Source organism: Shewanella sp. DW31 (assembly GCF_015767295.1).
GTDB lineage: Bacteria > Pseudomonadota > Gammaproteobacteria > Enterobacterales > Shewanellaceae > Shewanella > Shewanella oncorhynchi.
On record NZ_JADWMP020000002.1, the window covers coordinates 83,061 to 108,805 of the forward strand.

General features: G+C 43.8%; 17 protein-coding genes. 8 read left to right on the forward strand and 9 right to left on the reverse strand.

Annotation, left to right across the window (positions count from 1 at the left end; all coding sequences use genetic code 11):
• Positions 1-90: 90 nt before the first annotated feature.
• Positions 91-1,461 carry a magnesium transporter gene (locus GWI56_RS02690; RefSeq protein ID WP_198572071.1) on the reverse strand — a complete coding sequence of 457 codons (1,371 nt, stop codon included), beginning with the start codon at positions 1,459-1,461 and terminating at the stop codon, positions 91-93.
• Positions 1,462-1,612: 151 nt separating this feature from the next.
• Between GWI56_RS02690 and GWI56_RS02695 the strand changes: the two genes are divergently transcribed.
• Positions 1,613-2,098, forward strand: a complete 486-nt coding sequence (locus tag GWI56_RS02695) for a glutathione peroxidase (protein ID WP_106651117.1) — start codon at positions 1,613-1,615, stop codon at positions 2,096-2,098.
• Positions 2,099-3,110: 1,012 nt separating this feature from the next.
• Here the strand turns inward: GWI56_RS02695 and GWI56_RS02700 are convergent.
• The 5 genes from GWI56_RS02700 to GWI56_RS02720 form a co-directional block, all read right to left on the reverse strand.
• Positions 3,111-4,964 (reverse strand): M1 family metallopeptidase, encoded by a 1,854-nt coding sequence (locus GWI56_RS02700; RefSeq protein ID WP_198572072.1) that lies wholly within the window; start codon positions 4,962-4,964, stop codon positions 3,111-3,113.
• A 613-nt stretch (positions 4,965-5,577) separates the two neighbouring features.
• Positions 5,578-6,549: a phosphate ABC transporter substrate-binding protein PstS family protein gene (locus GWI56_RS02705; RefSeq protein ID WP_113941039.1), complete on the reverse strand. Its 972-nt coding sequence runs from the start codon at positions 6,547-6,549 to the stop codon at positions 5,578-5,580.
• Positions 6,550-7,044: 495 nt separating this feature from the next.
• On the reverse strand, positions 7,045-8,343 hold the full coding sequence (phoR, locus tag GWI56_RS02710) for a phosphate regulon sensor histidine kinase PhoR (RefSeq protein WP_198572073.1): 1,299 nt from the start codon (positions 8,341-8,343) through the stop codon (positions 7,045-7,047).
• Positions 8,344-8,423: 80 nt separating this feature from the next.
• Positions 8,424-9,113, reverse strand: a complete 690-nt coding sequence (gene phoB, locus GWI56_RS02715) for a phosphate regulon transcriptional regulator PhoB (RefSeq protein ID WP_006085167.1) — start codon at positions 9,111-9,113, stop codon at positions 8,424-8,426.
• 186 nt (positions 9,114-9,299) lie between these two features.
• Complete coding sequence (locus GWI56_RS02720; RefSeq protein WP_168823290.1) at positions 9,300-10,268, reverse strand: porin; 969 nt, start codon at positions 10,266-10,268, stop codon at positions 9,300-9,302.
• 291 nt (positions 10,269-10,559) lie between these two features.
• Here GWI56_RS02720 and rdgC point away from each other — a divergent pair, with 291 nt between their 5' ends.
• Entirely contained in the window at positions 10,560-11,474 is a 915-nt protein-coding gene (gene rdgC / locus GWI56_RS02725) for a recombination-associated protein RdgC (RefSeq protein ID WP_113941038.1), read from the forward strand.
• Between the two features lie 170 nt (positions 11,475-11,644).
• Here the strand turns inward: rdgC and GWI56_RS02730 are convergent, their stop codons facing one another.
• Positions 11,645-13,456, reverse strand: a complete 1,812-nt coding sequence (locus GWI56_RS02730) for a PDZ domain-containing protein (protein ID WP_198572074.1) — start codon at positions 13,454-13,456, stop codon at positions 11,645-11,647.
• 134 nt (positions 13,457-13,590) lie between these two features.
• Between GWI56_RS02730 and GWI56_RS02735 the strand changes: the two genes are divergently transcribed.
• From GWI56_RS02735 to GWI56_RS02755, 5 genes are all read left to right on the forward strand, one after another.
• The gene (locus GWI56_RS02735; protein WP_198572075.1) at positions 13,591-15,753 is read left to right on the forward strand and encodes a tetratricopeptide repeat protein; all 2,163 of its coding nucleotides are present in this window, start codon (positions 13,591-13,593) and stop codon (positions 15,751-15,753) included.
• 151 nt (positions 15,754-15,904) lie between these two features.
• The gene (locus GWI56_RS02740; RefSeq protein ID WP_105249767.1) at positions 15,905-17,461 is read left to right on the forward strand and encodes a GGDEF domain-containing protein; all 1,557 of its coding nucleotides are present in this window, start codon (positions 15,905-15,907) and stop codon (positions 17,459-17,461) included.
• A 56-nt stretch (positions 17,462-17,517) separates the two neighbouring features.
• Positions 17,518-18,873 carry a nucleotide 5'-monophosphate nucleosidase PpnN gene (ppnN, locus tag GWI56_RS02745; RefSeq protein WP_028760679.1) on the forward strand — a complete coding sequence of 452 codons (1,356 nt, stop codon included), beginning with the start codon at positions 17,518-17,520 and terminating at the stop codon, positions 18,871-18,873.
• 21 nt (positions 18,874-18,894) lie between these two features.
• Positions 18,895-19,701 carry a flap endonuclease Xni gene (gene xni / locus GWI56_RS02750; RefSeq protein WP_198572076.1) on the forward strand — a complete coding sequence of 269 codons (807 nt, stop codon included), beginning with the start codon at positions 18,895-18,897 and terminating at the stop codon, positions 19,699-19,701.
• Between the two features lie 110 nt (positions 19,702-19,811).
• Positions 19,812-20,234 carry a DUF3192 domain-containing protein gene (locus GWI56_RS02755; protein WP_113941033.1) on the forward strand — a complete coding sequence of 141 codons (423 nt, stop codon included), beginning with the start codon at positions 19,812-19,814 and terminating at the stop codon, positions 20,232-20,234.
• 99 nt (positions 20,235-20,333) lie between these two features.
• Here GWI56_RS02755 and GWI56_RS02760 read toward each other — a convergent pair whose 3' ends face one another.
• Entirely contained in the window at positions 20,334-23,168 is a 2,835-nt protein-coding gene (locus GWI56_RS02760) for a prolyl oligopeptidase family serine peptidase (protein ID WP_198572077.1), read from the reverse strand.
• Positions 23,169-23,421: 253 nt separating this feature from the next.
• Between GWI56_RS02760 and GWI56_RS02765 the strand changes: the two genes are divergently transcribed.
• On the forward strand, positions 23,422-24,429 hold the full coding sequence (locus GWI56_RS02765) for an isocitrate dehydrogenase (protein ID WP_113941031.1): 1,008 nt from the start codon (positions 23,422-23,424) through the stop codon (positions 24,427-24,429).
• Between the two features lie 220 nt (positions 24,430-24,649).
• Here GWI56_RS02765 and rlmM read toward each other — a convergent pair whose 3' ends face one another.
• Positions 24,650-25,735: a 23S rRNA (cytidine(2498)-2'-O)-methyltransferase RlmM gene (rlmM, locus tag GWI56_RS02770; RefSeq protein ID WP_011846285.1), complete on the reverse strand. Its 1,086-nt coding sequence runs from the start codon at positions 25,733-25,735 to the stop codon at positions 24,650-24,652.
• Between the last annotated feature and the right edge of the window lie 10 nt (positions 25,736-25,745).

Sequence of the window (25,745 nt, forward strand, 5' to 3'; positions counted from 1 at the left end):
TCCAGATTAAACCGTTAATGTTCCCAACATACGGTGAATGCACACCAAATTGCCGTGCATTCATCTTCCAAACTCACCCAAGTGCCCACGCTACAGATATAACAACGTCGCCATACCTAAGAAAGTAAAGAAACCCACCACATCGGTCACAGTCGTTAAGATCACTGAACCCGATAACGCCGCGTCTTGATTAAACTTCTGTAACACCATAGGCACTATCACCCCAGCTATGGCTGCAACGGCCATATTAATCAATATCGCACAACCGATCACTATACCTATCGTCGCTTCACCGAACCACCAGCCAGAGACTAAACCTATCACTATCGCCCACAAAAATCCGTTAACTATGCCAATGCCGAGTTCGTTCTTCATTAGCGAAAACAAGTTACCCGCCGAAATCTGTCCCATGGCCATGCCGCGGATCATTAGCGTTAGAGACTGGCTCCCCGCGATACCGCCCATAGAAGCAACAATCGGCATCAACACCGCTAATGCAACCACTTGTGATAGGACATTTTCAAATAAACCAATGGTCGCTGAGGCAAGGAAAGCCGTCAGTAAATTGATCCCAAGCCATACAGCACGGCGCTGAGCACCTTTCATAATAGGGGCGAACAAGTCGTCGGATTCATCCATACCCGCTGTTGCCATCAACTGCGCCTCATAATGCTCACGCACTAATGCCGTTGCAGTTCGTAGCGTCACACGGCCGATTAACTCTCCGGACTCATCAATCACGGGCAATTCAATTTCGCGGCTGTGCTCTATCGCTTCGGCCGCTTCTAAAAGACTCGTATCGGCGGATAACACACGGCAGTCCTCAGACAAAAGTGAAATCAATAATTCATCGGGATTATGTTTAAAAATATCATAACGACGCACAGTACCTTGATACTTATCCAGATCATCAACGATAAACAAATTGTCGTTACAATCGAGCTCTATACGGCGAAAGAAGCGCTGCGCTTGAGCAACTGTCGCCTTATCACTGAGCACCAACATTTGATGATCGGTATAACGGCCGATTTCATTCTCAGAGTATTGATCATAAAGTTCGAATCGTTGTCGCTGACGCTCCCCCATCTGAGCCAAGGCACGATCGGTAAAACTTTCAGGAAGATAATCACTCCACTCAATTAAATCTTCAGGGCTTAATTGCGCAAATAACAGATCCACTTCATTGTCAGGCATCCGCTTCAGGATCCCCATACGTGGATCGGCACGCATCAGGCTCAGCACAGTCACTCTGTCAGCAAATTCAACTTGCTGCCAACGCTCATAACGCTCATCCAAGGGCAAGGACTCAAGCGCTAAGGCTATGGTTCCAGGTTCTGAGTCATTCAGAATTTCACTAAACACTTCAGCCTGTTCTTCGCCTTCAACTTCAGTGAGTTGTTGAACTACTTGCCCCACATCCGCTTGCATGTTTGTTTCGTATTCTGCGTCATTTTCTATCACACAGATGCCCTTTTCTTTAGCCACAAAATTGCTGTAACTATATTGATAATTAAGTAAATTAGCAAACCCACAAAATAAATTGCACGCAATTATATTGCTGGAAATTATTTTAAGGTTTATGCTGTTTGACTAAGATCCTACGGAGGTGAACATGACTACGAATATATACAGCCAATCAGCAACAGACATTCAAGGCAACGCGGTAAGTTTAGAGCAGTATCGGGGCAAAGTACTCTTAATCGTCAACACCGCCAGTGAATGTGGATTTACACCGCAATACAAAGGATTAGAAGCGCTATATCAAAAATACAAAGATCAAGGATTAGTGATTTTGGGCTTTCCTTGCAATCAATTTGGCGCCCAAGAAAAAGCCGATGAACAAGGCATTCAAGCCTTTTGTGAATTGAATTTTGGCGTGACGTTTCCGCTATTTTCTAAAATAGAAGTGAATGGCGAACATACGCATCCACTTTATCAATACCTTAAGAAAGCCGCTCCCGGCGTATTAGGCACTCAAGGTATTAAATGGAATTTCACTAAATTTTTAGTTAATCGCCAAGGCGAAGCAATCGAAAGATTTGCATCAACGACCAAACCCGAAGCATTAGAAAGTAAAATTGCTGCTTTGCTAAAATAATTTAATCACTATCTATTTGAAATCTTGCAATTTATAAAAATTTAGATTTATTTTAATTTTTTATGGAACTTTAACCGTACAAGGCCCCTCAAATGTATTGAACAGTGAATGTCTTTTTCATGTTCATCATCTCCCTGGGGCTTCTAGCGCAGTCCCCTTGACCTAGGAATAGGTCATTAGGCAACCATTAGGTTGCCTTTTTTTATCCCTTTATTTTATATGTAATATAAATGTAACAACTAAGTGTGGGCACTCAATATCTCTCAAAAACTTTTTTTGTCTTTTTTCTGATATCGGTGAACTTAATTAAAAATGGCGACTCTGAGTATAGGTAAGGATTAACGGATAAGATTAAATGCACCTTGAGAATGAAATATGTGAAGTCGCAGTTTCATGCACTCAAATGACACAGTTTCTGTTTTATCGCATTGAGTCGAATTGGTTGGTCGTTCATCATCATCTCCCTTTTGGGACGCAATAGAAAACACGCTAGCGCACTGAATTCTATTTGTATCCCGCACTGATTTCCTTGTGGCAACCTTAGGTTGCCATTTTTTTTACTCAAATTTCAACAAGCGCTAACGCTAGCTCATAGATTAATAAATTGACACGCGTTTAATTTTTATCCCCATGATTTTAATTTAAAAAATGTAAAACTTAAGTGTAAGCACTCAGTATTCCCCAGAAAATGCCCCAGCAAATCTTTTTTAAACTTTTTGGGATTTTTTTCTGATATCAGTGAACTTAATTAAAAATGGCGACTCTGAGTATAGGTAAGGATTAACGGATAAGATTAAATGCACCTTGAGAATGAAATATGTGAAGTCGCAGTTTCATGCACTCAAATGACACAGTTTCTGTTTTATCGCATTGAGTCGAATTGGTTGGTCGTTCATCATCATCTCCCTTTGGGGACACAATAGAAAACACGCTAGCGCATTGAATTCTATTTGTATCCCGCACTGATTTCTTTGTGGCAACCCATAGGTTGCCATTTTTTTTACCTAAATTTCTATAAGCTGAGTGATTTGTCCAATTGAACTTGAATCGAAGGATGATAGCCTGCACGAGCCTTTGTATAGATGTCTTTTAATTCAGAGTGATATCCCGCAATTTGTAACTCAGCATAGAGTGGCCGCACAAATTTACCGCGTCCAATACGCACTAAATAGGCACTTAATGCCGGCAACACAGGATCATAATGATTACGAATAGCGACTCGAAACCAATCACAGGCAATTTCTGCATTAGTCGATTGGGTTAATTGGAAGGTCTCATCCAGATCCATCAATTGAACTTGACTAACGACTTCAGGTAATTGGGTCAGAAAATATTGCCAATGGTGCACTCGCCAATCTTTAACGCTTAATCGGCCCGCTGCTGTTCCCTGTAAAAAACATGCCAGCGCATCATCGACTTTATCTAAACTCATGGATGTTGGCCCGTAATAGCCCTCAGGTAAGCCTTCACCATAAATCCACGTTAATAGTTCAGCTTCAGTGATTTTATCTGCGTGTAATTGCAATAAAGTTTGTTTTGCGTACTCGACAAACACTTCGGTGGTAATGGCTTTAAACGCAAAATGATTCACATAAGTGAGTAAAAATTTATCAAACTCTACTCGCCCTAGCCTGCGCTCTAAATCATGGACAAACATCGAAGCCTTATCATAAGTAAAACGATTAAAGGCAAGATTAGGATCGTCCTGCTGCACATTAGCGGGTAAAGTTTGCTTATCCTTAGGCAAAGACGCTATTTCTTCTTTTAAGCGACCAAACTCTATTACCCATTCTAATTCTGCCTGTTCTTTGCCGTAGACAGCCTCGACAATACGGTTAGTAAAATAGGTCGTGAAACCTTCGTTTAACCAGAGATCACGCCAAGTCGCATTACTGACCAAATTGCCCGTCCAAGAATGCGCTAACTCATGGGCAACGGTTGACACTAAGCTTTTATCACCAGCAATGAGTGTGGGCGTTAAAAAGGCTAAACGCGGATTTTCCATTCCACCGAATGGGAAACTCGGCGGCAAGATAATCATGTCATAGCGGCCCCATACGTAAGGACCTAACAATGACTCGGCAACGTCGAGCATGTGTTCAGTATCTTCAAACTCTTTTGCGGCGGCCACTAACATGCTCGGCTCGGTATACACGCCGCATCTTGGACCTATAGCTTGAAAGGCAATATCACCCACAGCCAAGGCCATTAAATGGGTCGGAATAGGCTGTTCCATCTCAAAGTGAAACACACCATTAAGTGGCGTATCGGGATGATTCATCGCGCTCATAACGGCGCGCATGCCTTTAGGCACTTGCACCTTAGCATCAAAAGTTATCCGCGCCTTAGGCGTATCTTGTAATGGGATCCAACTACGGGCATTGATCGGTTGCGATTGACTAAAGAGGTAAGGTAACTGTTTACCCGCGGTTTGCTCAGGCACTAGCCACTGTAATCCTTGGGCGGACGGAGAGGTTTGATAGTGAATACAAACCTGCTTGCAAAGAAATGCAGGTAAAGTGATACACAATTTTTGCCCGAGTATGGGGTCAGCTTCATTAAGCACAAAGTCGAGCGGTTCTTCATCCATTTCTGTTAATGCATTCACCCCCTCTGTAGCATTAAAACAAGTCACAGCGAGTATGGTTAGATCTCGACTATCAAGCCAAAGCTCTGTTACATCACACTCAAGAAAATCCAAGGACAGCGTCGCTTTAGCGAAAAGACGCTGCGCGTCAAAATCCACCATGACATCCAAAGAGACATGGGTCACTTGCACTTGTTCGGTATTCGCAAAAGAATGGTAATCTCGGGTTAAATCCCAAGGGGCTACATCAGCTAATGTACTCTTAGTTGGTTGCAACACTGTCGCCTCGATATTCAAGTTTTGAGCGGTATGTTCTAAATAGTGAGTTATGAGTTACCTTGCGGTGGTGACGGGCTTGATAACTTATCACTAATCATTAGAAGGTATTATCGACTGCAAATTTACTCAGAGGCAAATCGTAACTGAGCTCTAGAGCTCCTTAGGAACAAGTTTTTTGTAACAGTTCATCTTTAGGTGTAGATACCGAGTTTGCAATAGGCTATCTCTAGCTTGCTGGATTTATCGGTAGTCACAGTAGAAGCAGCTAAAATTGAGACGTGCAAACTTGGCAAAAATCGAGTCAGCCTCTTTTTATAAAAACAAAATGCAAAATTATTTAAAATATTTCGCACTTTCCCTGAACTAATTTGATGATGCTGAGTCAGATATTATGAACCGAATCTTTGTAATGAGTTTCTTCGTTCATCATCATTCTCCTTTAGATGGTTTCTAGCGCGACCGTCCCAAGATTCCGAATTGGAATTTACAGCAACCTACTTAGGTTGCTTTTTTTATGTCTTTAATTTGGTCTAAACCTGACATCATCACACATTTAAAACCACAAAAACAAAAAGGACCTCCTAAGAGGTCCTTGATTAACAAGCCGTTTGGCTTACAAGCGAATACCTACTTGCTCTAAATCCTTAGCAACTACGCTATTAGGCACTGGCACATAGCCATCTTTCTCTACCACTTGCTGACCTTGCTTAGACAACACATAACGCAGGAATTCTTTTTCCATTGGTGCTAAGTCTTTGTTTGGTTGCTTGTTCACGTAAACGTATAAGTAACGTGATAGTGGGTAAGTACCATTAGCCGCGTTTTCAGCTGTAGCTTCGATAAACTCATTGCCTTTCTTAGCGATGGCAACAGCTTTAACACCTGCAGTTTTGTAACCGATACCTGAGTAGCCAATCGCATTCAAAGATTGAGAAACAGATTGCACAACAGAAGCTGAACCAGGTTGCTCGTTTACGTTAGCTTTAAAGTCACCTTTACAAAGCGCGTGCTCTTTAAAGTAACCGTAAGTGCCCGATACTGAGTTGCGACCGTAAAGTTGAACGTCTTTGGCAGACCAGTTACCGTCTAAGCCTAAATCGCCCCAACGTTGGATGTCACTGCTACCACATTTGTGAGTTGAAGAAAAAATGCCATCAACTTGCTCAACGCTTAAGCCTTTGATTGGGTTATCTTTGTGCACGAATACGGCTAAAGCATCGATAGCTACACGAATCGCAGTTGGTTTATAACCAAAATGCTTTTCGAACGCTTCGACTTCATTAGGCTTCATCTTACGGCTCATAGGACCGAACTGTGAAGTGCCTTCAGTCAACGCTGGTGGCGCAGTAGAAGAACCCGCCGCTTGGATCTGAATGTTGACGTTAGGGTACATTTGTTTAAATTCTTCTGCCCAAAGTGTCATCATGTTGGCTAAGGTATCTGACCCTACAGATGATAAGTTGCCAGATACACCGCTCGCTTTTTCATAAGTAGGCAGAGATGGATCAATCGATGCCATCGCAGTGGCAGAGAATACACCAGCGGCTGTTAGAGTAATCGCGCCGACAAGCTTTTTCAGTTTCATTATGTGCTCCAGTAGTAAGCTAACTAATTTGTAACTTAAGTTTCTTCAGACGCAGCCAGTATCAATCGCTACAATGACAATTCTATGTCCGTGATATGACACTTAAATGACAATGCACTATTTATCGCTTTTTTCTGTCATTAATACCAATCACATTAAATATCTAATCAGTTCAGAGCCTCACAGGCATTTCAATCCAAGGCGCATTGACGCAGAAATGGTCATTCATGCAACACCGGAGTGGGATGCCAGTGTGGCTCCCGAAGGGCGGCTGATGTTAACGGCATGGCAACGCGCTTTATACTGCGTTAAAGGCTTTCGACAGAGCACCACTATGCCTTCAAGCCTTCGCCTTGTCTAAAGCGCGTTGAATCCCCGCTGAATGAACAGATATTTAATACTATTGGTATAATAAAGACTCAATAAACCTAGAAATAAAAACAGGCCCTAATGGCCTGTTTTTAATATTTATTGTAAATATTTCACTCACACATACTATTTCTTACGTTCGATAAGATGCAAAGGGATAATAAAGCTAAAAGTACTGCCTTTACCGACTTCACTGCTGATTTTAAGCTTACTGTGATGGTGGTTAAGCGCATGTTTTACTATCGCTAAACCTAAACCACTACCACCAGTTTGCCTTGAGCGCGCACTGTCTACCCGATAAAAGCGTTCCGTTAATCGACCAATATGCTGAGCCGCAATACCTTCACCCGTATCCGTTACGCTAAAGATGGCACCCGTAGCCACACTGCACCACTGCACTGTAATTTTCCCGCCAGGTTCTGTGTAACGAATCGCATTAGAAATCAAGTTAGAACAGGCACTTCTCAGCTGCAATTCATTGCCGTGAGAATCAAGTCCAGGCTCACAATAGAAACTCAACTCATACTTATCTTGTGCCAGCGCCTTAGCTTCCTCCTTGAGTACCTCCATTAACTGCGTCATATTGACTGTGTTTTCGAGATTAATATCCGCCGCATCTTCAATTCGCGATAACATCAATAGCTGTTCGACCATAGATTGCATTCGTCGTGTCTGCTGCTGCATCAATGCTAACGGCTTGACGTTCATCGAATCAGGCTCAGCCATGCTTTGCATCATTTCGAGGTAACCCTGTAGCACAGTGAGCGGCGTTTTTAATTCATGCGACACATTGGCGACAAACTCTTTTCGCATTCCCTCAAGCTGACGTATACGAGTGATATCCCGCGCAATTAACAGTAGCTGCCTATCACCGTAAGCCATGATACGGATTTCAAGCAAACGCCTATCCGATACCGGCGAAGGTAACTCCAGCGGCTCTTTGTATTGTGCGGATTTAATGTAAGCAGAAAAATCAGGATGACGGATTAAATTATCGATTCGTTGACCATTATCCTGTGGCCACACAAAACCGAGAATGAGTTGCGCTAACTTGTTACACCATAAAATATTATGCTCTGAATCAAGCACGACAGCGGCATCGGGTAACGCCTCTGCACCTTGACGGAATCGTGCCAGCAGTGCGGCCAGTTGACCGACTCGTCGACGATTCTTCCCTTGAAGGCGATAAATACCGTTAAATACACCTTCCCAGCTCCCACTGCCCTGCGGCGGCGTGAGTTTCCTATCCCGCCATAACCAAAAGTTAAGCCGTGATAATTGTCGGTAATGCCAGCAAACTAACCCTAGCGTGCCGATAAAGAGTATCCAGAGAAGTTCCCCTACCAATAAACCTATTAGCGCGCAAAGCAGTAGATATAAACCTAAGCGCGTAAACAACCGATACCCTGAATAAGAGTCAGACATAAATAAACCCAAACATCAGGCTAAATAAGAGGAGCACAAGATAGCGTAAAAGCTAACTTGTGCCTAACAGTTATTCAGCACTAAATGCGTGTAGAGAAACGATAACCAGCGCCACGAACCGTTTGGATCAAGCGATCATGACCAGACTCTTCAACGGCTTTACGAAGGCGTCTGATATGCACGTCAACGGTTCTGTCTTCAACATACACATTGGTGCCCCACACATTATCAAGTAGCTGTTCACGGCTGTAAACACGCTCAGGATGGGTCATGAAAAAGTGTAATAAACGAAATTCGGTTGGGCCCATATCTAATACAGTTTCACCCACACTCACCCTGTGACTCACAGGATCGAGCATTAAGCCCTGTACATCAATGGTTTCTTCTAAACGAGTCGGTGCACTGCGACGCAATACGGCCTTAATACGTGCGACCAGCTCTTTAGGGGAAAAAGGTTTAGTGATGTAATCATCGGCGCCAACTTCGAGGCCTTTGACTTTATCTTCCTCTTCACCGCGGGCGGTTAACATAATGATTGGAATTTGGCGCGTAAACTCATCTTGCTTTAAGCGTTTCGCCAATTGAATACCACTTCCGCCAGGAAACATCCAATCCAATAAAATCAGATCGGGGTAAGGCTCCTTTAGCAGCGCAATGGCCGAATCAAAATCTTCCGCCGCAGAGGTGGTAAACCCATGCTGTTCCATTACAAAAGTCAGCATCTCGCGGATGGCCAACTCGTCTTCTACTATCAATATCCTTGCAGTCATAAGTGATTTTCTGTCAGTGAATGTCAACACGGCTATTATTAGTCATTTTTATTACAGATTTATGAATAAGCACGCCGCTTGAGCCATATAGTAGTAATATTTGTCATAATAAGTTTATATAACTGTTTGTTTATAGCAATAAAAAAGGAGGCTATATGCCTCCTTAATTGAGTTTTAATGCTGGATTTAGAATTTGTGTTCTAAGCCAACACCAATGTATTTGTCATCATCTGTAGACGCTTCTAACGAACGGTTCGTGTAGAAAGCGAATAGTTTAGTTGGCTTACCTAAGCTGTAGTCTGCACCTACCGACCATGAATCACCAAGTTCTTCCATATCTTGGAACTGAGCTTTTAAAGTAACAGCATCGATATCATAGGCAGCGCTTAATAGATAGCCGTTAGCACTTTCTGCAGTGACTTCAACTGGCATCGACGTTGCAGAATCAAATTTATAGGTTTGCTCTTGTTGCTGGTACATACCACCCAGTTTAATACCGGCTAACTTAGCTTGTAAGCTGGCACGAACAATCTCATATCCAGACACATCTGAGTCATAGGCAAGAGATGCATAAACGGGTGTTTTCTTCAGTTTCGCATCACCATACATGGCCGCTAAGCTAAAACCATCTTGAGCAAATTGACCTTTTACATCATTTCCTTCGGCAACATAGGTAACACCGAATACAAAATCACCAAAGGAAGGCGTAAGGTAAGTCGCCGTTTGAGCAGCGCGAACTTCACCCTTGAACAGCTTACCTAAGTCACCTGAAAGGTCGTTAAACTGATCAACATCACCTTGAGAAATTTTCAACAAGGTATCATTACGACCCACAGAGAACGAACCAAATGCGCCTTTCAAACCAACAAATTGGTTACGTGCAGTAAAGTTATCGCTTGATGCTGCACCTGTATCAACTTGATATTCCACTGTGTAGAAAGCTTCCAGCGAGCTAGACAGCGCAAAATCACCCTTCACACCAAAACGAGAAGCATTACTTTGAATAGTTGTTGTAGCATCACCTTTCTCATCATTTGATTGAGCAGTGACATTCAACTTACCATAAACAGTCAGTGGCTCAGCGGCATTAGCTGAAGCCAGAGTTGCAGAAGCTAGCGCAGAAGCAAGTAGAGTTTTACAAAAAACGTTCATCATTTAATCCTTTCGACGTTATGTTCGTCTTGGTTATTGGTTTGGAACGACCGAAAGTTTGCAATGAATGTGTTTCAATTTTATTTCAATTGTGACCATTAACGTTGGCGTGCAAAAAAGCTGACGCGAAGCCAGGCATAAAACCCAGTAAAAATGCAGGCTGCAGCTAAGCTAATTATTATGTTACAGTTTAATGAATTCTGATCTTCCGTTAAAAATCAGCTATTGAACACAGGTTTACCCCGCCCAAACTATGCCGTAAACTGCCACTTTAATTTTCAATGGGCGCCTCTTATGTGGTTTAAAAATCTTACTCTTTATCGTTTCAATAAACCTTTTGCCGTCGAAACCGAAGCGCTAGAAACTGCGTTGGCCGATTTCACTTTCTCCCCCTGCTCAAGCCAAGATGTCAGTAAATTTGGTTTCTCAAATGCGTTAGGCAAAAAAGGCAGTTCTTTGGTCCATAGCGCTGACAATCGCCATCTGATCTGCGTGACTAAAGAAGAGAAAATTCTGCCAGGCCAAGTCATCAAAGAAGCCTTAGAAGAAAAAGTGGCTCTCATTGAAGATGAAGAAAATCGTAAACTGGCGAAAAAAGAAAAAGATGCGCTAAAAGATGAAATCATCACTAGCCTACTGCCACGCGCTTTCTCGCGCCGAAGCCAAACCCACGCCTTGATTTTGCCTGAGCTAGAAATGATCCTCGTTGATAGTTCAAGTGCCACTAAGGCCGAAGAATTATTAGCGTTATTACGTAAAGCTCTCGGCAGTTTACCTGTGATCCCACTGAGCTTTAAAGCGCCAGTCGAATCCAATTTAACTGAATGGTTAAAACTTGGCAGCGCGCCATTACCCTTTGAAATGCAAGACGAAGCCGAGCTCAAATCTGAAGCTGATGAAGGCGGAATTGTGCGCTTTAAGCAGCAGGATTTGAAAGAAGACGAAGTGTTAGCTCACTTAGCAACAGGTAAGCAAGTACACAAGTTAGCGCTGCATTTCGGCCAATCGATTGCACTATTATTGCAATCAGATGCCAGCGTGAAGCGCCTTAAATTCTCTGAAGAATTTAGAGCAGGGAACGATGAAGTCGGCACTGACGATCCTATGGCTCGTTTAGATGCAGACTTTGCCCTAATGGGCAGCGAGTTAGTCGCCTTGATGCATGCACTCGTGGCCGCCCTTGGTGGACTCGAAGACGCACAAGTTTAAGCAAAACTCGTTAAGCAGACGAGAGCTACGACTCGCTTGTTAGACTGAGCCGTACAAGATAAGAAAAGGCGCCACATCAAAATAATGGTTGCGCCTTTTTTATGACGATTTTACTTAAGGTGGTTTTAAGACAAAGGCATTTAGATGCTAAAGATGAAGCCCTAACCACATTAAGCTTTAGTTGCTAACTCGCCTTTATTGTCAAACGGCCAATCAATGCCTAACCAAGTCTTGAAGAAAGCTTTTTGCTGTTTAGTCGCTTTTGCATCCCCCTTGAGCACTAGCTTACCGCTTTGCTGCTCGCCAAGGGTGAGCTGTACTTGCTTGATTTTATCGTTGCTAAATAATGTCACCTCTACACTATCGCCAACCTTAAAGTCTTTGATGCGCTTATAGAAACCCGCAGCAGTCACCTTGAGACCATTAATCGCTAATACTTCATCCCCCGCAACTATACCCGCTTGCCAAGCAGGACCATTACGCAACACTTGGTCTAACACTAAAGAGCCATGGGTACTGCTCAAGGTCATTCCCGCAAATGCCTCAGCTTTTGAATCTTTACCATAGGACAGATTTAACCCAGCCTGTGATAATAATTCTGGGAAATCTAAACTCATGGGACTATTCACATTGGCTTGCCACCAAGGTGCATAATCTTTGCCGGATAAGTCTTTAAGAATGTACTGAACATCACTAACACCATAGCCTTTTGGTACGCGATGTTCTTGATATAAACGACGGTGCACATCGCGATATGAATACTTAAGCTCGGAGTCTTGCAGCAATGAAAAATCTAAGGCTAAAGAGGTTAAGTAGCCCTCTGAGTAAATATTTACACTGTGGTTAATGGCATAATCGCCACCGATACTGCTCCACTCCCCCGCACTCGCCTCTGCCACAGATTGAGTTTCACGACCTGGATTGAGTTGGTTTTTCTCGACGCGCTTGGCTAAATCTTCGAGGAACTCTTTAACTGTTATCACTCCAGCCCGCAACAGCAACTGATCTTGAAAATAACTGGTAGAACCTTCAGCCATCCACAGTAATTCCGTCATGTTTTCATGTTGATAATCGTAGGGAACTAATCCCTCGGGGCGATAAGCCTTCACGTTCCAGGTATGGATAAACTCATGGGATGCCGTGCTAATAAAGCGCAGGTAGTCCTTGCGTTCACGGAAACTAAAGCGCGGCAGCTGAATGACAGTAGAATTTAAATGTTCTGTCGCGCCACTGGCACCACTCGTTGCATGCACCATATAAACGTAACGATCAAAAGGATAATCATCCCAAATCACCTTAGCTTGACCGCTTAAGGCTTTAAGATCTTTTACTATTTTATCCGTGTCATAGTTACCTTCCCCCCAAAACACCAATTCATAGTTTTTACCATTAGCACTAAATTGTTTATGGGTACTCACACCAGTTTCAATCGGGGAGTCGATCAACACATCATAATTAGGGGCAATAAAGGAATGAGCGGCCTTACCCGATGACATCCCAGAGTAACTTTGCCAATTTTTAGGTACTTTTAATTCTACGGATATTGGTTCAGAGCGAAATTGCGGACTGTACATGAACACACCGCTAGCATCTAAATAGGCATGGCTCGCGTCAATATGGCGCACCCTTTGGCCTAATTCATTAGCATACAATTGATAACTGACGGTAACACGGGTTGGCTGCGTGAGCGCCACTTGCCATTCACTGCTCGCGGTGCGCTTCCATTGCAGTTCATGACCTTGACTATCTTTAGCACTAAATAAGCGCACACCATCGGCCAAAGGCAATACTTGATATTTGCCCGTCCGCCACACAGGGAGATTCACCGTAAAATCGTTCGTCTTCACTTCAGGAAAAGTGACACTCACTTGGGCAATATGGTGTTCGGGTTTAATAAGGTCGATTTGGTATTTCACATCGGCCAATACTTGACCCGAAAATAATGCGCTCAATATCAAGATTGATAGTCTGTTGGGTTTCACTCTTGCTTCCTTCTGTTATTATGCTTCATATGATTTTTCCAAGTATAACAAGTCGATGTAGCATCCTCATTAGGCGCTAACAAAAGCTAACAAAATAAGTTCCTTGACTAAAGGAATGAGGAATCACAGTTCAAATGCAAAAACTCACGGTTATTTTATTTACTCTGTTGCTGTCACTGCCTTTTACTGTCCAAAGCCGAGATATCGAAGCGGATGAGATTGAGTTAAGAGAATCACCGCAGCAAATGTATGATGCGCTCAACAAAACGATTTCCTTTCCCCTCGCTTTTCAAAACCGTGACCAATTTGAGCGCGCAGCCCAAGAGCAAGGCTACAATCCACTCGAATTTGAACAGATTTTGTATTTACTGGCCCGCCTCAATATGGAGCCAAACGTTAAAACCAAGGTCGATTTTCAAAACGCAAAAAGCTTGATTGAACTCCTATCGACTGCGGCGCAATCGCCCTACGAACTTGCCATGGTCGCCATGTTAAATGGCCGTTACCTTGGCCGTACGGAACAGAAATATCAAGAAGCGATTGGTCTTTATAATGAAGCGCTCACCCGCATCAACGACAGCTATGACATCGAAGCATTAATTCTTAAACACAATATTCATGAACATCTAGGTGGCTTACATTTATTGATCCGCCAAGAAGTGCCTGCACTGATGCACTTCCACACATACCGCGACATTGCCTATAAACTCAGAAACGATTACTTAATCGCGGCGGCTGAAGCGAGGCTTGGCTTTTATTACAATTTTAACCAGCAGCTTACAAAATCATTACAGCATTATAGTGAAGCGATTCGGATCTCCAATCGTTCTAATTACCCTTCAATGAAAACCAATCTGCAATTGCAACTTTCTAAAGTATACCGTGACTTAAAGCAGTGGGATGAAGCGCTTAAAAACGCTCATGAAGCCGCGGCTGGCTTTAAAAAAATGGGCAATGACACTTATCTTTCAAGTTGTATGACAGTGATCGCTATGGTCTATGGCGAACAAGGGGATTGGCATAAAGCGATTGATTACTACCTAAATGCCCAGCAATTAGATGCAAAACGCGGTAACTACATCGCACAGGGGCTTAATTTCCATAATTTAGGACAAGCCTACTCAAATATTAAAGACAATGTTAACGCCCTAAAATATTTACTGATGGCCAATCAAATATTCAAAGAAAAACAAAGCCATCACTATCAAGTTTATAACGAACTCTTAATTGGTGAAATCGCCCAAACCAACCAAGATTGGCCGCTGATGATGGCCCATGCCGATATCGCATTAGCACTCGCGGTCGATTTAAAACTGGTCGATGAACAAAAATCCGCACTCACCCTTATCGCCTCGGCGGCGCAAAAATTAGGTGAATTAGCAAAAACCATCGATGCCCAAGCCCGTATCATTGAGCTAGGTAAAAAGCCAGCTGAGACAGATAAAGACTCACCTGTGTCAGCCTCTGCCCTTGCAGAACAACAGCTTAAACTTGAGCTCAACATGCTACAGGGAAAACTCGTTGAGACAGTGAAAGAAAGCAACAACACTCACACGCTACTGCTCATTTGCAGCCTTATTGCTGGACTCTTGCTGCTCGTGATTATTTTCATGCTACAAAATCGCCGCAAAATAACGGCTAAAAACGCGGCATTAACTCAATTAACGCTACAGGAGCCCTTCACTCACAATTTAGGGTATGCCGCATTATTAGCGCACTTAAGCCATAATCAAAGTCAGGAATCCACAACAGCACTCGGGATTATCGCCTTTCCCACCCAACTTACGGCGGATCTGGACTATGGCCAATATTTTAGTGATGCAGTAACAGCGCAAATTGCCAATCATCTAACGGATGCACTTGCAGCATCTGTTTATGTGGTACGCCAAGGGGTATTTGCGGTTCGGTTCACGCAACCTATTGAGCCGACACAAATACTCAGCCAAGTACGCCTGAAACTCGATGAACAGCAAATCACACATCATTTCCGTCTTGGCTTTGCGCATTTGCCACTTTTAGCGAAATCAGAAATTAAAATGGCCGCAAAATTAAAATTTGAAACAGTGCAGATGGCGCTTGCCTGTGCCCGTAGTTTAGGTGGCAATAACGACTATTATGTCGCTCTCAGAGCCCTCGACTTTGTTCCTTTGAGCTTATTTGCAAATCCGTTATTTTTGCACCTTGAAAAAGGCATTGAGCGTGGATTAATCAGATTAGAGACCAACGGCAATAAAGAGGATGTTCGCTGGCCTTGCTGGGAAAATAACCAAGATAGGCAATTACTGGAAAATATTTGATCAATATCGGTAATTAATCACAGAGTCACAGGTAAATCGCATTTGCACTCTACGCCCAGTGTTATAACATTAGTATCATATGAGTTAACAGCTAATCTGGACATAGGATTGTCATGTTTTTTAGCCTTGCAGAGTTAGGACAATACTCAGGATGAAGGATTCAAGCGCTACAGTTTCACAACTTGCCTTGCTGCAACAGAAACTCCATTCGGCCAAACTTGCCCTTGATGAAGTTAATGAAGATAGAAATGCAAAGTTACAGACATTACTCCAATTTATTGGTCACTTAAGCCTCGCCTGTAAAGGGCAAAATCTTGAGCTGGATAATAAACTCGCCAAACTTCGCCATAACTTAAATACGTTTGAGCGAGTCGATGAGGCATTGCCAGAATTAGTTGATGTCGAGCGCCTGCTAAAAGGCCAATATCACCATGTGATGGTACAACTCGAAGAGAGTCGTACTGGTTTGTCACAGGTGATCCGTCAGATCCAACGTGTTAACTCTGCACCTGAAAAGCTCAAAAAAGAGGTCAATTACTTCAAGCAAGATCTGGCTAAACCTTTTCATACTGTGTGGGAATATATACCTAAAGTTAAGCAAATCATTGGCTTCTACGAAACCATATTACAGCTACAATTTAGCGAATCTGAAAAACTTGATGTCTTACCAAAACACAGGCAACTAGCCCATGAGCTGGCGCAGATGATTTCGGAAATCGAGTTTCGTAAAGATCAACGTGACCAAGTATTAGTGATCAAAGAAGTACTCTCTTCTGAGATTGAAGTTGATAGCTTGCTCGAAGCCTACCAAACCATTTTAGCGTTATTGCTTGATAACATCGCCCGCGAGAAATCGGCATCCCAAGAGTTTTTGTTTGCACTCAATGATGCCTTAGCCGCGGTGCGTGAAGTGGTGAGCGAATCTTACAATCACAATCAACGTAGCTTCCAATTAAAAACCCAGCTGAATCGTGAGATTAACACCCGCGTCGATAATGCAGGTGAAATCATTATCGATGTGGAAGACGTCGTTGACCTTAAAGCTCAACTAACAGAGCAACTTAACTCTATCCGCTCGGCATTAGCCCGTAAAGAGGCCCTAGAGCAAAGAGAGCAAGCTCTGCTGCGCAAGTCTATGGAGACAATGCGCAAAGAGCTTAATGAGTTAAGTAGTGAGGCTAACACCTACAAAGAGCGTTTGTTTGAACAACAAAAACTCAACTTACTCGACAGCTTAACTCAATTGCCTAACCGTGCTGCATTAGAAGAGCGCATGGAGCTAGAATACCGTAACTATCAACGGCATAAGTCCCCGTTGTGGGTTGCCGTTGCCGATATCGATCACTTCAAAACCATCAACGACAGTTTTGGTCACAGCACAGGTGATAAAACCTTGCAAGTTATAGCAATGGCATTGAAAAACTCACTGCGAGATACAGAATTTGTAGCCCGCTATGGTGGTGAAGAATTTGTACTGCTATTACCTGATGTGGCACCTGCTGATATCGCTCAACTTTTAAACAGAGTGCGCGAGAAAGTAAAAAATATTCCATTTAAATTTAAAAATCAGAGAATTACAGTTACAGTATCTATAGGGGCTGCGCAAGTTATGGGAAGTGAACTCATACATGAGACCTTTGAACGCGCCGATGCAGCACTCTACAAAGCGAAACACGAAAGCAGAGACAGGGTTGTGATTGACGTATAATTAAGCCCCACTATACGCCTCCTCTAATCACTCCTGTCATGACGAAGGAGTGGTAAATGATAGTAAAAGTCAGCCCAAAAGGCAGCATGGATCAGCTTTCGCAACTTGAAGTTGATCGACTCAAAAATAGTGCCAAAAGTGCCCTATACCAACTGTACCGCAACTGCTCCTTAGCAGTGCTTGCCGCGGGTTTAAAAACCGACAACTCTAAAGCCCTATTCGAGCAATACCATGATTTCGACATCAACGTTCTACAACGGGAGCGTGGTGTAAAATTAGAACTGATCAATCCCCCCGAACAAGCCTTTGTCGATGGTCAAATTATCACGGGAATTCAAGAGCACCTGTTCTCAGTCTTACGCGATATCCTTTATATCAGTGATAGATATGACTCACTAAAACACATTAATCTGACCAATGCCCACCATATCACCAATGTGGTGTTTGATATTCTGCGTAATGCGCGGGCGATAGCACCGATGAAAGACCCTAATGTGGTCGTCTGTTGGGGCGGACACAGTATTAATGCCATCGAATATCAGTACACACGTGAGGTAGGTTATCAACTTGGCCTGAGGGAATTAGATATTTGTACTGGCTGTGGTCCAGGTGCGATGGAAGGTCCGATGAAAGGTGCGGCGATAGGCCATGCCAAGCAACGGATTAAAAATGCACGATATATTGGCTTAACTGAACCAAGTATTATTGCCGCCGAGCCACCGAATCAAATAGTCAATGAACTGGTGATCTTACCCGATATTGAAAAGCGCCTCGAAGCTTTCGTGCGCTTAGGCCACGGCATTATTATCTTCCCTGGCGGTGCTGGCACGGCTGAAGAATTGCTCTATATATTGGGTATTTTACTTAACGAAGAAAACCAACAAACACCTTTCCCCCTGATACTCACAGGCCCAACGGAGAGCGCAGATTACTTCATTAAGATTGATGAGTTTATTGCCTCAACCTTAGGACCCGAAGCTCAGAAAAAGTACCAAATTATCATAGATAATCCCACTGAAGTGGCACGCATCATGAAGCAAGGAATGGAGCAAGTAAAAGCCTATCGCCGCTCAACGGGTGATGCTTACCAATATCAGTGGGCACTGAAGATAGAGTCTGAGTTTCAGTTACCTTTTATCCCAAGCCACGAAGTGATGGCAAACTTAGATCTACACTTCCAAACCAATAAAGCCGAACTTGCCGCCAACCTGCGTAAAGCGTTTTCGGGTATAGTGGCGGGTAACGTCAAGTCGGAAACAATCAAGCACATAGAGCGTGATGGCCCCTTCCAATTAAAAGGCGATCCTAAGCTCATGGATATGATGGATAAACTCTTAAGTGCATTTGTACAACAACAAAGAATGAAGCTTCCAGGAAGCGCCTATATTCCTTGCTATCAAATAGTGAAATAGAGAGCGAAGCAACAACACCCCATGAACAAGTTTTTAATCATCGATGGTCTCAACTTGGTTCGCCGCATCTATGCGGCGATCCCCGATGAATCCGATATGCAAAGCCTCACAGAGCGCGTCAGTTTGGCGTGCACTAAACTGCTGCGGGTGCATCGCCCTACCCATGTGGCTATCGTGTGGGACGGTGATGAAATCTCATGGCGTAAACAGCTTTACCCCGATTACAAAAAAGGCCGTAAACCTATGCCAGAGCCGCTGGCAAAAGGCCTTGCTGCGCTGCAAGATCACTTAACCATGATAAACATTGGCTCTATTTATGCGGCGGCTGAAGCCGATGATGTGATTGCCACTCTAGCGATAAAAACCGCCAAAGCGCAGGGTGAAGCCATAATTGTGTCCACCGACAAAGGTTTTAGTCAGCTCAATCATCGCCAAATCAGCCAGTGGGATCACTTTAATCAGCAGTACTTAGATATCGCTGCATTGGAACAAAAACTCGGTGTCGAACGCAGTCAATTTCTCGACTTGATGGCATTAGCTGGCGATAGCGGTAATAAAATTCCTGGTATTGCGGGCATAGGCCCTAAGTCGGCTGCCGAATTATTGAAAACCTTTAGAAGCTTACCAACCTTGTTTTCATCGCTATCTAACTTAGGCGCTAAACAAGCCAAAAAACTTGCCGAAGGTAAGGAGATGGCAAGACTCTGCTATAAGCTCGCGCAGTTACAAACAGACCTGCCACTCAATATTAATTTAAAAGATTTTCGCGTGATGAACTCCTTGCCTGATAATAACTGTCTGCCTGAAAACCCAATCAATCCTGCCTAAACATCTGTTAATATAAAGTTGCAATTAACGCATTTACCTTAGAACAACAAAAGCGTATTTTATGGACGTAATAACGTGACTCATTTAATGAGGTAAAGGAATAACTGTAAATGAAATCAAAAGTTTCGGTAATCATCGGTAGCATTTTCGCCGCCTACGTCGCCTTTGTCGCTGTGGTGGTACTCGTTTATGAACCTACGCCAGATGACATGAGTTGGGAGGACAGACAATCCTATAACAGCCAAAAAATGAACGAGTTAGCGCTAGGGCAAAATATCGTTTCAGTAAAACAGTTACTAGGTAAAGCTGACTTTTCAGAGGCAAAAGCCGTAAAAGAAACCAAGCTACAGGTGCTCTTTTATCGCACTCACCATGAAAAATCAGACGGTGTGACCACGAAAGAGGAATGTACCCCACTTATTTTTAAAAATGATCAATTGATTGCTTGGGGCCAAGATACCTATAAGCAATATCTCGATGCAGATACTGACACAGCCCTCAGCTCTGCCCAAGAGACATTAACCAGTAAATAAATACGACTGACAGTTAAATAAAAACGCCACCGAATCGGTGGCGTTTTTATTTTAACAATCAACGAATTGACTCAGTTGTAAAACAACTAAGCCAATTGCCTATTCATCATCGGCCTTATACTCGACATAGGCTTCACCTTTACTGAGCCATTCTGGCGCGGGTTTTCCCTTCAGATAATGGTCGAAATATTGCATCATGCGAATGCTGTAATCGAGCTTGTTCGGGTACTTTTTCAAGTGATGCGGCTCATCCTCGTATTGCAAGAACACCACCTCTTTACCTGCACGGCGCATAGCTAAGTACATTTCAACACCTTGTTCCCAAGGCACTGCATCGTCCTTATCACCAAACATGATCATCAAAGGCGTTTGAATACGGTCAGCATAAAATACTGGCGAATTTTCAATGTACTTTTGCGGCGCGGCAAACAAACTTGCGCCAATACGACTTTGTCCGGTTTCATATTGGAACTGACGCGCAATGCCTGTACCGTGGCGAATACCGCTATAGGCACTGGTCATGTTCGATACTGGAGCACCTGCAACCGCCGCCTTAAACATCTTAGTTTGAGTAATGGCAAACGCCGTTTGATAGCCACTCCAAGAATGACCTTGCAAACCAATAGCATCGGGATCAGCAATTCCTATCTCAATCAGCTTTTGCACGCCAGACGTGAGCGCTTGTACTGAACTCGCCCCTGGGTAACCAATTTCAAAGCGAATGTCCGGTAGGAACACCGCATAGCCATTATTGATGTACCAAGCAAAGTTAGGTCTGTGGTTAATGTTCATCTGCGGGAAGGCGTGCAGTCTATCCGTCATAAAGCGATAGTAATAAACCAGTACAGGATAGCGCTTACCCTCTTGATAATTCGTCGGCTTAATCAGCACGCCATCTAACAGTTTACCATCGCCATTTGTCCAGTGAACTAACTCGGATTGGCTCCAGTTAAAGGCTTGACGCTGCTTATCTAAATCGGTTTGCTTAACTGCATTTTGCGGTGCGCTATAGCTGGCCGTATACACGTCAGGGAATAAGTCAAAACGCTCCTTAGAAAACACGATAGTATCGCCGTCTTTACTGCGTCCCAATACTGTCAGCTTATACTCACCTTGCATCAACGTCTTCACACCCGCTTCGCCCAAGGTGGCTTGATAAAAACCATCGGCCTTGGTTTTATCACTATAACCGTGGAGTAAAACCGTGGCGTTATAGGCAAGCTCTGTCGGCTCATCGGGATTATCGACTAAGCCCTCAAGCCGATATTGAATTTTCTGGGTGCGTCCTTTACCTGCGGTTAAGGCAAAACCCGCCTTAGATTCGGTATTAAACTGCCAAACATCGTATTTGTCGTAAACCAAGAAACCCGCATCATTTTTAAGCCAAGGACCAAAACCATATCCTGGAGCACTGGATGGATAATCGTGGTCTTCATCGGCAAAACTGACCTTTAGGGATTTTGTGAGATTAGTGCGACGGTCCTGTGCAATATCATAGAGATACACATTACCTTGCTGATAATAAGCCACATACTTGCCATTTCCCGACAGCGTAGGCTCGGCATCACTCGGCTGTTGTGTCAAAAATGGCACTTTACTGCCAGTATTAATATCGACCAGATAATAATCTTGGTAGAACCCTGCCCAAGTTGCCATCTTGCGATAGGGCAAATCTGAACTGGCCAACATAAAACGTTTATGTTGTGAAATCGTCACATCTGGAACAGTTTTATCGCCAAGCTGCACCACGTTATTTGAGCCTAAATGCAATACCGCAAGGTAAGTGCGTTTTTGCTCATCCTCATATTGCTTGATTTCATTAGGCTTAATACGAGGATCATCCCCATGCCATACCTTAAGTCCACGCTGTCCGGTGACAATATTTGTATCGAACAGGTCTTTTTCTTCGGTGATCTTCTGCAAACTGAGCAGCTGACTCACCTCAGGTACGCGGCCAAAAAACAACCGTTCGCTGTCCAATGAGAAGCTTAAACTTGTGTAGCGATTAAGTTTCCACTCGGGTGACTCAGGGGGGGTACTGATTTTGCCAGACTGCAAATCGACCAGCGATAACTGATAGGTGCGGCCATAAGGTAACTCGCTGTCTTTGCCCTGCGTAAATGCAAGCCAACGACCATTTTTAGCCAGCGCTAACGCACCAATCTGTTGGCTAGGCGAATCAAAGGCAACGGTTTTTTTGTGAGTGTTTAAATCGACTAACTGCAATTGATGCTGTTTATTGGCGATATCATTCACCGCTAGCGCAAGTCTGCGGCTTGCCTTATCAAAAACATAGCCAGTAACCTGCTCGACATCAATTCGCTTTGTTTGGTCTTCTAAACTGAGCAACGTAAAACGTCGACCTTGGTCAAACTTATCGACCTTTGGCTTATCAATATTCGCAGGGCTTTGTGTGCCTGCTTCAGCGAGTTTTTCGGTAGTTTTAGGCTCAGCATCTTTTTTGGACTCTTCATCAGCCTCAAACCAAATCGCCAGATGCTTACCATCATCACTGAACACAAATTCCTTCACGCGCTCAAAGCGAGTTTGCGTGCCAGTTTGAGTATCGAGCAACACCATGTCGGACTTGAGTTTTTTCTTCGCCTTGGCATCACTCGTTTCACGCGTGAGCAAACTCGGTTTAACCACCACAGCTACATAACGACCATCGTGGTTCACCAAGGGATCTGACGCCCCCGCGATTTGATAGCTTTGCTGCGACAGGACATTTTTCACAATGACGTGACTATCCCCGCGATCGGGCGCAGACTCGACCGCGATGACTTGCCCCTTATCTGAGATAACCGGCTTGTCAAGGGACTCAAAATGCATAATGTCTGTTAGGGTGAGCGGTTTAGTGCTGGTTTCAGCCTGCACTGCTGGCAATATTCCAAGGGATAACAAAACCAGAGATGTGATAGGGATTAACTTCAATGTCTTCCTCTTTTATATATTTGTTAGACTAAAGTAGACTTTTTTAACCATTGGCTCTCCATCATGGTGAGAACCCAGTATTTTTACAAGTTATACCACATAAAAAATCGTGATATTGCTCACTATTTCCTGTGAAGTTTGACCAAAGATGGTTAAAATAATAGGCAGAAAAAATACCAAATTCATAGTCCTGCTATCCAGTTAGACTGGGGCAGACAATTGCAGTAACGACGAACCGTGGAAGGACTTCTCCATGTCAAAAAGAACGATAACCGTAATTCCAGGTGATGGAATTGGCCCAAGTATTATTGATTCAGCCTTAAAAATTCTTGATAAAGCGGGCTGTGATTTTGAATATGAATTTGCCGATGCCGGCCTGACTGCACTTGAAAAGCAAGGCGAGTTACTGCCAGCACGCACTTTAGAACTCATTGAAAAAAACCGTATCACACTGAAAGGGCCGCTGACGACTCCCGTTGGTGAAGGCTTTACTTCTATCAACGTAACCTTGCGTAAGAAATTCGGTCTGTATGCTAACGTACGCCCAGTACTGTCTTTCAAAGGTACCCAAGCCCGTTACGAAAATATCGATATCATCACAGTACGTGAAAACACCGAAGGCATGTATTCTGGCCATGGTCAAAAAGTGTCTGAAGATGGTTTAACGGCAGAAGCAACCAGTATCGTCACTCGCCAAGGTGCTGAGCAAATCGCCACTTTCGCCTACGAACTGGCTCGTAAAGAAAACCGTAAGAAAGTCACTATTGTACACAAAGCCAACATCATGAAGTCAACGTCAGGCCTGTTCCTGAAAGTGGCCCGTGAAGTGAGCCTACGTTACCCAGACATCAAAACAGAAGAAATGATCGTCGATGCAACGTGCATGAAGTTAGTGATGAACCCAGAAAACTTCGATGTGATCGTGACGACTAACCTATTCGGTGACATTTTATCGGACCTGTGTGCAGGTTTAGTGGGTGGTTTAGGTATGGCACCGGGCGCAAACATTGGCCGTGATGCTGCGATTTTCGAAGCCGTTCACGGTAGTGCGCCTGATATCGCTGGCAAAAACCTCGCAAACCCAACCTCAGTGATTTTAGCGTCTATCCAAATGCTGGAATACTTAGGTATGGCTGACAAAGCTGAGCAAATCCGTAAAGCGGTATCTGCAGTAATCGAAGAAGGCGACCGTACGACTCGCGATTTAGGCGGCACTCACGGCACGACTGACTTCACGCAAGCTGTGCTTGAGCGTCTGTGATCTCAATGCTAAGCGCGTTTAAGACGAGTCTATAATGCGCTTGTTCATGCAAAAGTTTAAAAGAAGCAAGCGTTTGAAACTCGAATGAGTAAACACAAAAAAGCCCCAAAGTTTCCTTTGGGGCTTTTTGTTATCTAGCTTTTAAACCTGCGTGGCTTTATACCCGCGTGACAATTACCATTCTAGCGACAACAAGATCACCGCAGGGTTAGCACTGGAATTAATTCCACGCGGTATTAGGGCGTAGCCATAAATGCACAGTCACTTCATCACGGTCGTGATAAAGATGCTTACACTGCACTTTAAAATCGGTCACACCATTCTCTTTAAGAATCGTCTGCATTGTCTCAAGAATGGCTGTCACTTCTTTATAGCGGCTCTTCATCGGTAATTTAAGGTTAAAAATCGCTTCCTTAAACCAACCGTTAATCGCCCAAGCTTCAATCAGTTCGGCAACACGCGCTGGTTTCTCAACCATGTCGCACACCAGCCAATAGATATTTTTACGTTGCGGTTCGAAACGGAAACCGTCTTCACGGTAATGTTTCACTTGGCCCGTTTCCATCAGTTTTTCATCCATAGGGCCATTATCAACTGCCGATACAAACATGCCGCGACGCACCAGTTGATAAGTCCAGCCACCTGGGCAGGCGCCCAAATCCACGGAGTTCATGCCACTGCGAATACGCTCTTCTTGCTCTTCCTTAGGCACGAATTGGCCAAAGGCTTCGTCGAGTTTCAGACTAGAGCGACTCGGTGCATCCGCCGCCATTTTAAGGCGTGGAATGCCCATAAAATGTGGCGAACTGTTATTACTGTAGGAATAACCCACATAGGCACGGCCGGGTCCAATAAAACACACGTGGATAATCGGACGTTTGGGATTTTCCTGCGCAAGCAAACTACCCGATTTTTTCAAATGCTGGCGTAAAGGCACAGTGAACTTACGGCAAAAAGCCGAGAGCTCTTTCGCTTCGTTAGTGTCAGGTGTTTCAACCCGCACTTCACCCGCTTTGCTGACGTCACTGAGCGCCGCAACGATTGGGCTTATTCTGTCATTTTCAGGCAAGTCGACTAACAAGTCGCTAGCAGCAAACATCTGGCGAGCGAAAATGAGCGAATCTAAAGGTAATTGTTTGACTAACGTATCGGCAGCGTCGTCTTCAAAACATTGGTATACAACATAAGCGTCGTTATTGTTGGCCTTAACAAAGCCACCCACATTGAGCTCACCGGCTCGCTGTTGGATTTCTGCAGCGCATTCTTTTTCAAAGCCTGCGCGGCAAAATAAAAATAGGTTTTTCATGGGGATCCCT

What these genes read in the sequence shown, in the direction of transcription:
- GWI56_RS02695 (WP_106651117.1), top strand. Translation starts at nt 1,613, where the DNA reads ATGACTACGAATATATACAGCCAATCAGCAACAGACATTCAAGGCAAC.
- GWI56_RS02705 (WP_113941039.1), bottom strand. Translation starts at nt 6,549, where the DNA reads ATGAAACTGAAAAAGCTTGTCGGCGCGATTACTCTAACAGCCGCTGGT.
- phoR (WP_198572073.1), bottom strand. Translation starts at nt 8,343, where the DNA reads ATGTCTGACTCTTATTCAGGGTATCGGTTGTTTACGCGCTTAGGTTTA.
- phoB (WP_006085167.1), bottom strand. Translation starts at nt 9,113, where the DNA reads ATGACTGCAAGGATATTGATAGTAGAAGACGAGTTGGCCATCCGCGAG.
- GWI56_RS02720 (WP_168823290.1), bottom strand. Translation starts at nt 10,268, where the DNA reads ATGATGAACGTTTTTTGTAAAACTCTACTTGCTTCTGCGCTAGCTTCT.
- rdgC (WP_113941038.1), top strand. Translation starts at nt 10,560, where the DNA reads ATGTGGTTTAAAAATCTTACTCTTTATCGTTTCAATAAACCTTTTGCC.
- GWI56_RS02735 (WP_198572075.1), top strand. Translation starts at nt 13,591, where the DNA reads ATGCAAAAACTCACGGTTATTTTATTTACTCTGTTGCTGTCACTGCCT.
- GWI56_RS02740 (WP_105249767.1), top strand. Translation starts at nt 15,905, where the DNA reads ATGAAGGATTCAAGCGCTACAGTTTCACAACTTGCCTTGCTGCAACAG.
- ppnN (WP_028760679.1), top strand. Translation starts at nt 17,518, where the DNA reads ATGATAGTAAAAGTCAGCCCAAAAGGCAGCATGGATCAGCTTTCGCAA.
- xni (WP_198572076.1), top strand. Translation starts at nt 18,895, where the DNA reads ATGAACAAGTTTTTAATCATCGATGGTCTCAACTTGGTTCGCCGCATC.
- GWI56_RS02755 (WP_113941033.1), top strand. Translation starts at nt 19,812, where the DNA reads ATGAAATCAAAAGTTTCGGTAATCATCGGTAGCATTTTCGCCGCCTAC.
- GWI56_RS02765 (WP_113941031.1), top strand. Translation starts at nt 23,422, where the DNA reads ATGTCAAAAAGAACGATAACCGTAATTCCAGGTGATGGAATTGGCCCA.
- rlmM (WP_011846285.1), bottom strand. Translation starts at nt 25,735, where the DNA reads ATGAAAAACCTATTTTTATTTTGCCGCGCAGGCTTTGAAAAAGAATGC.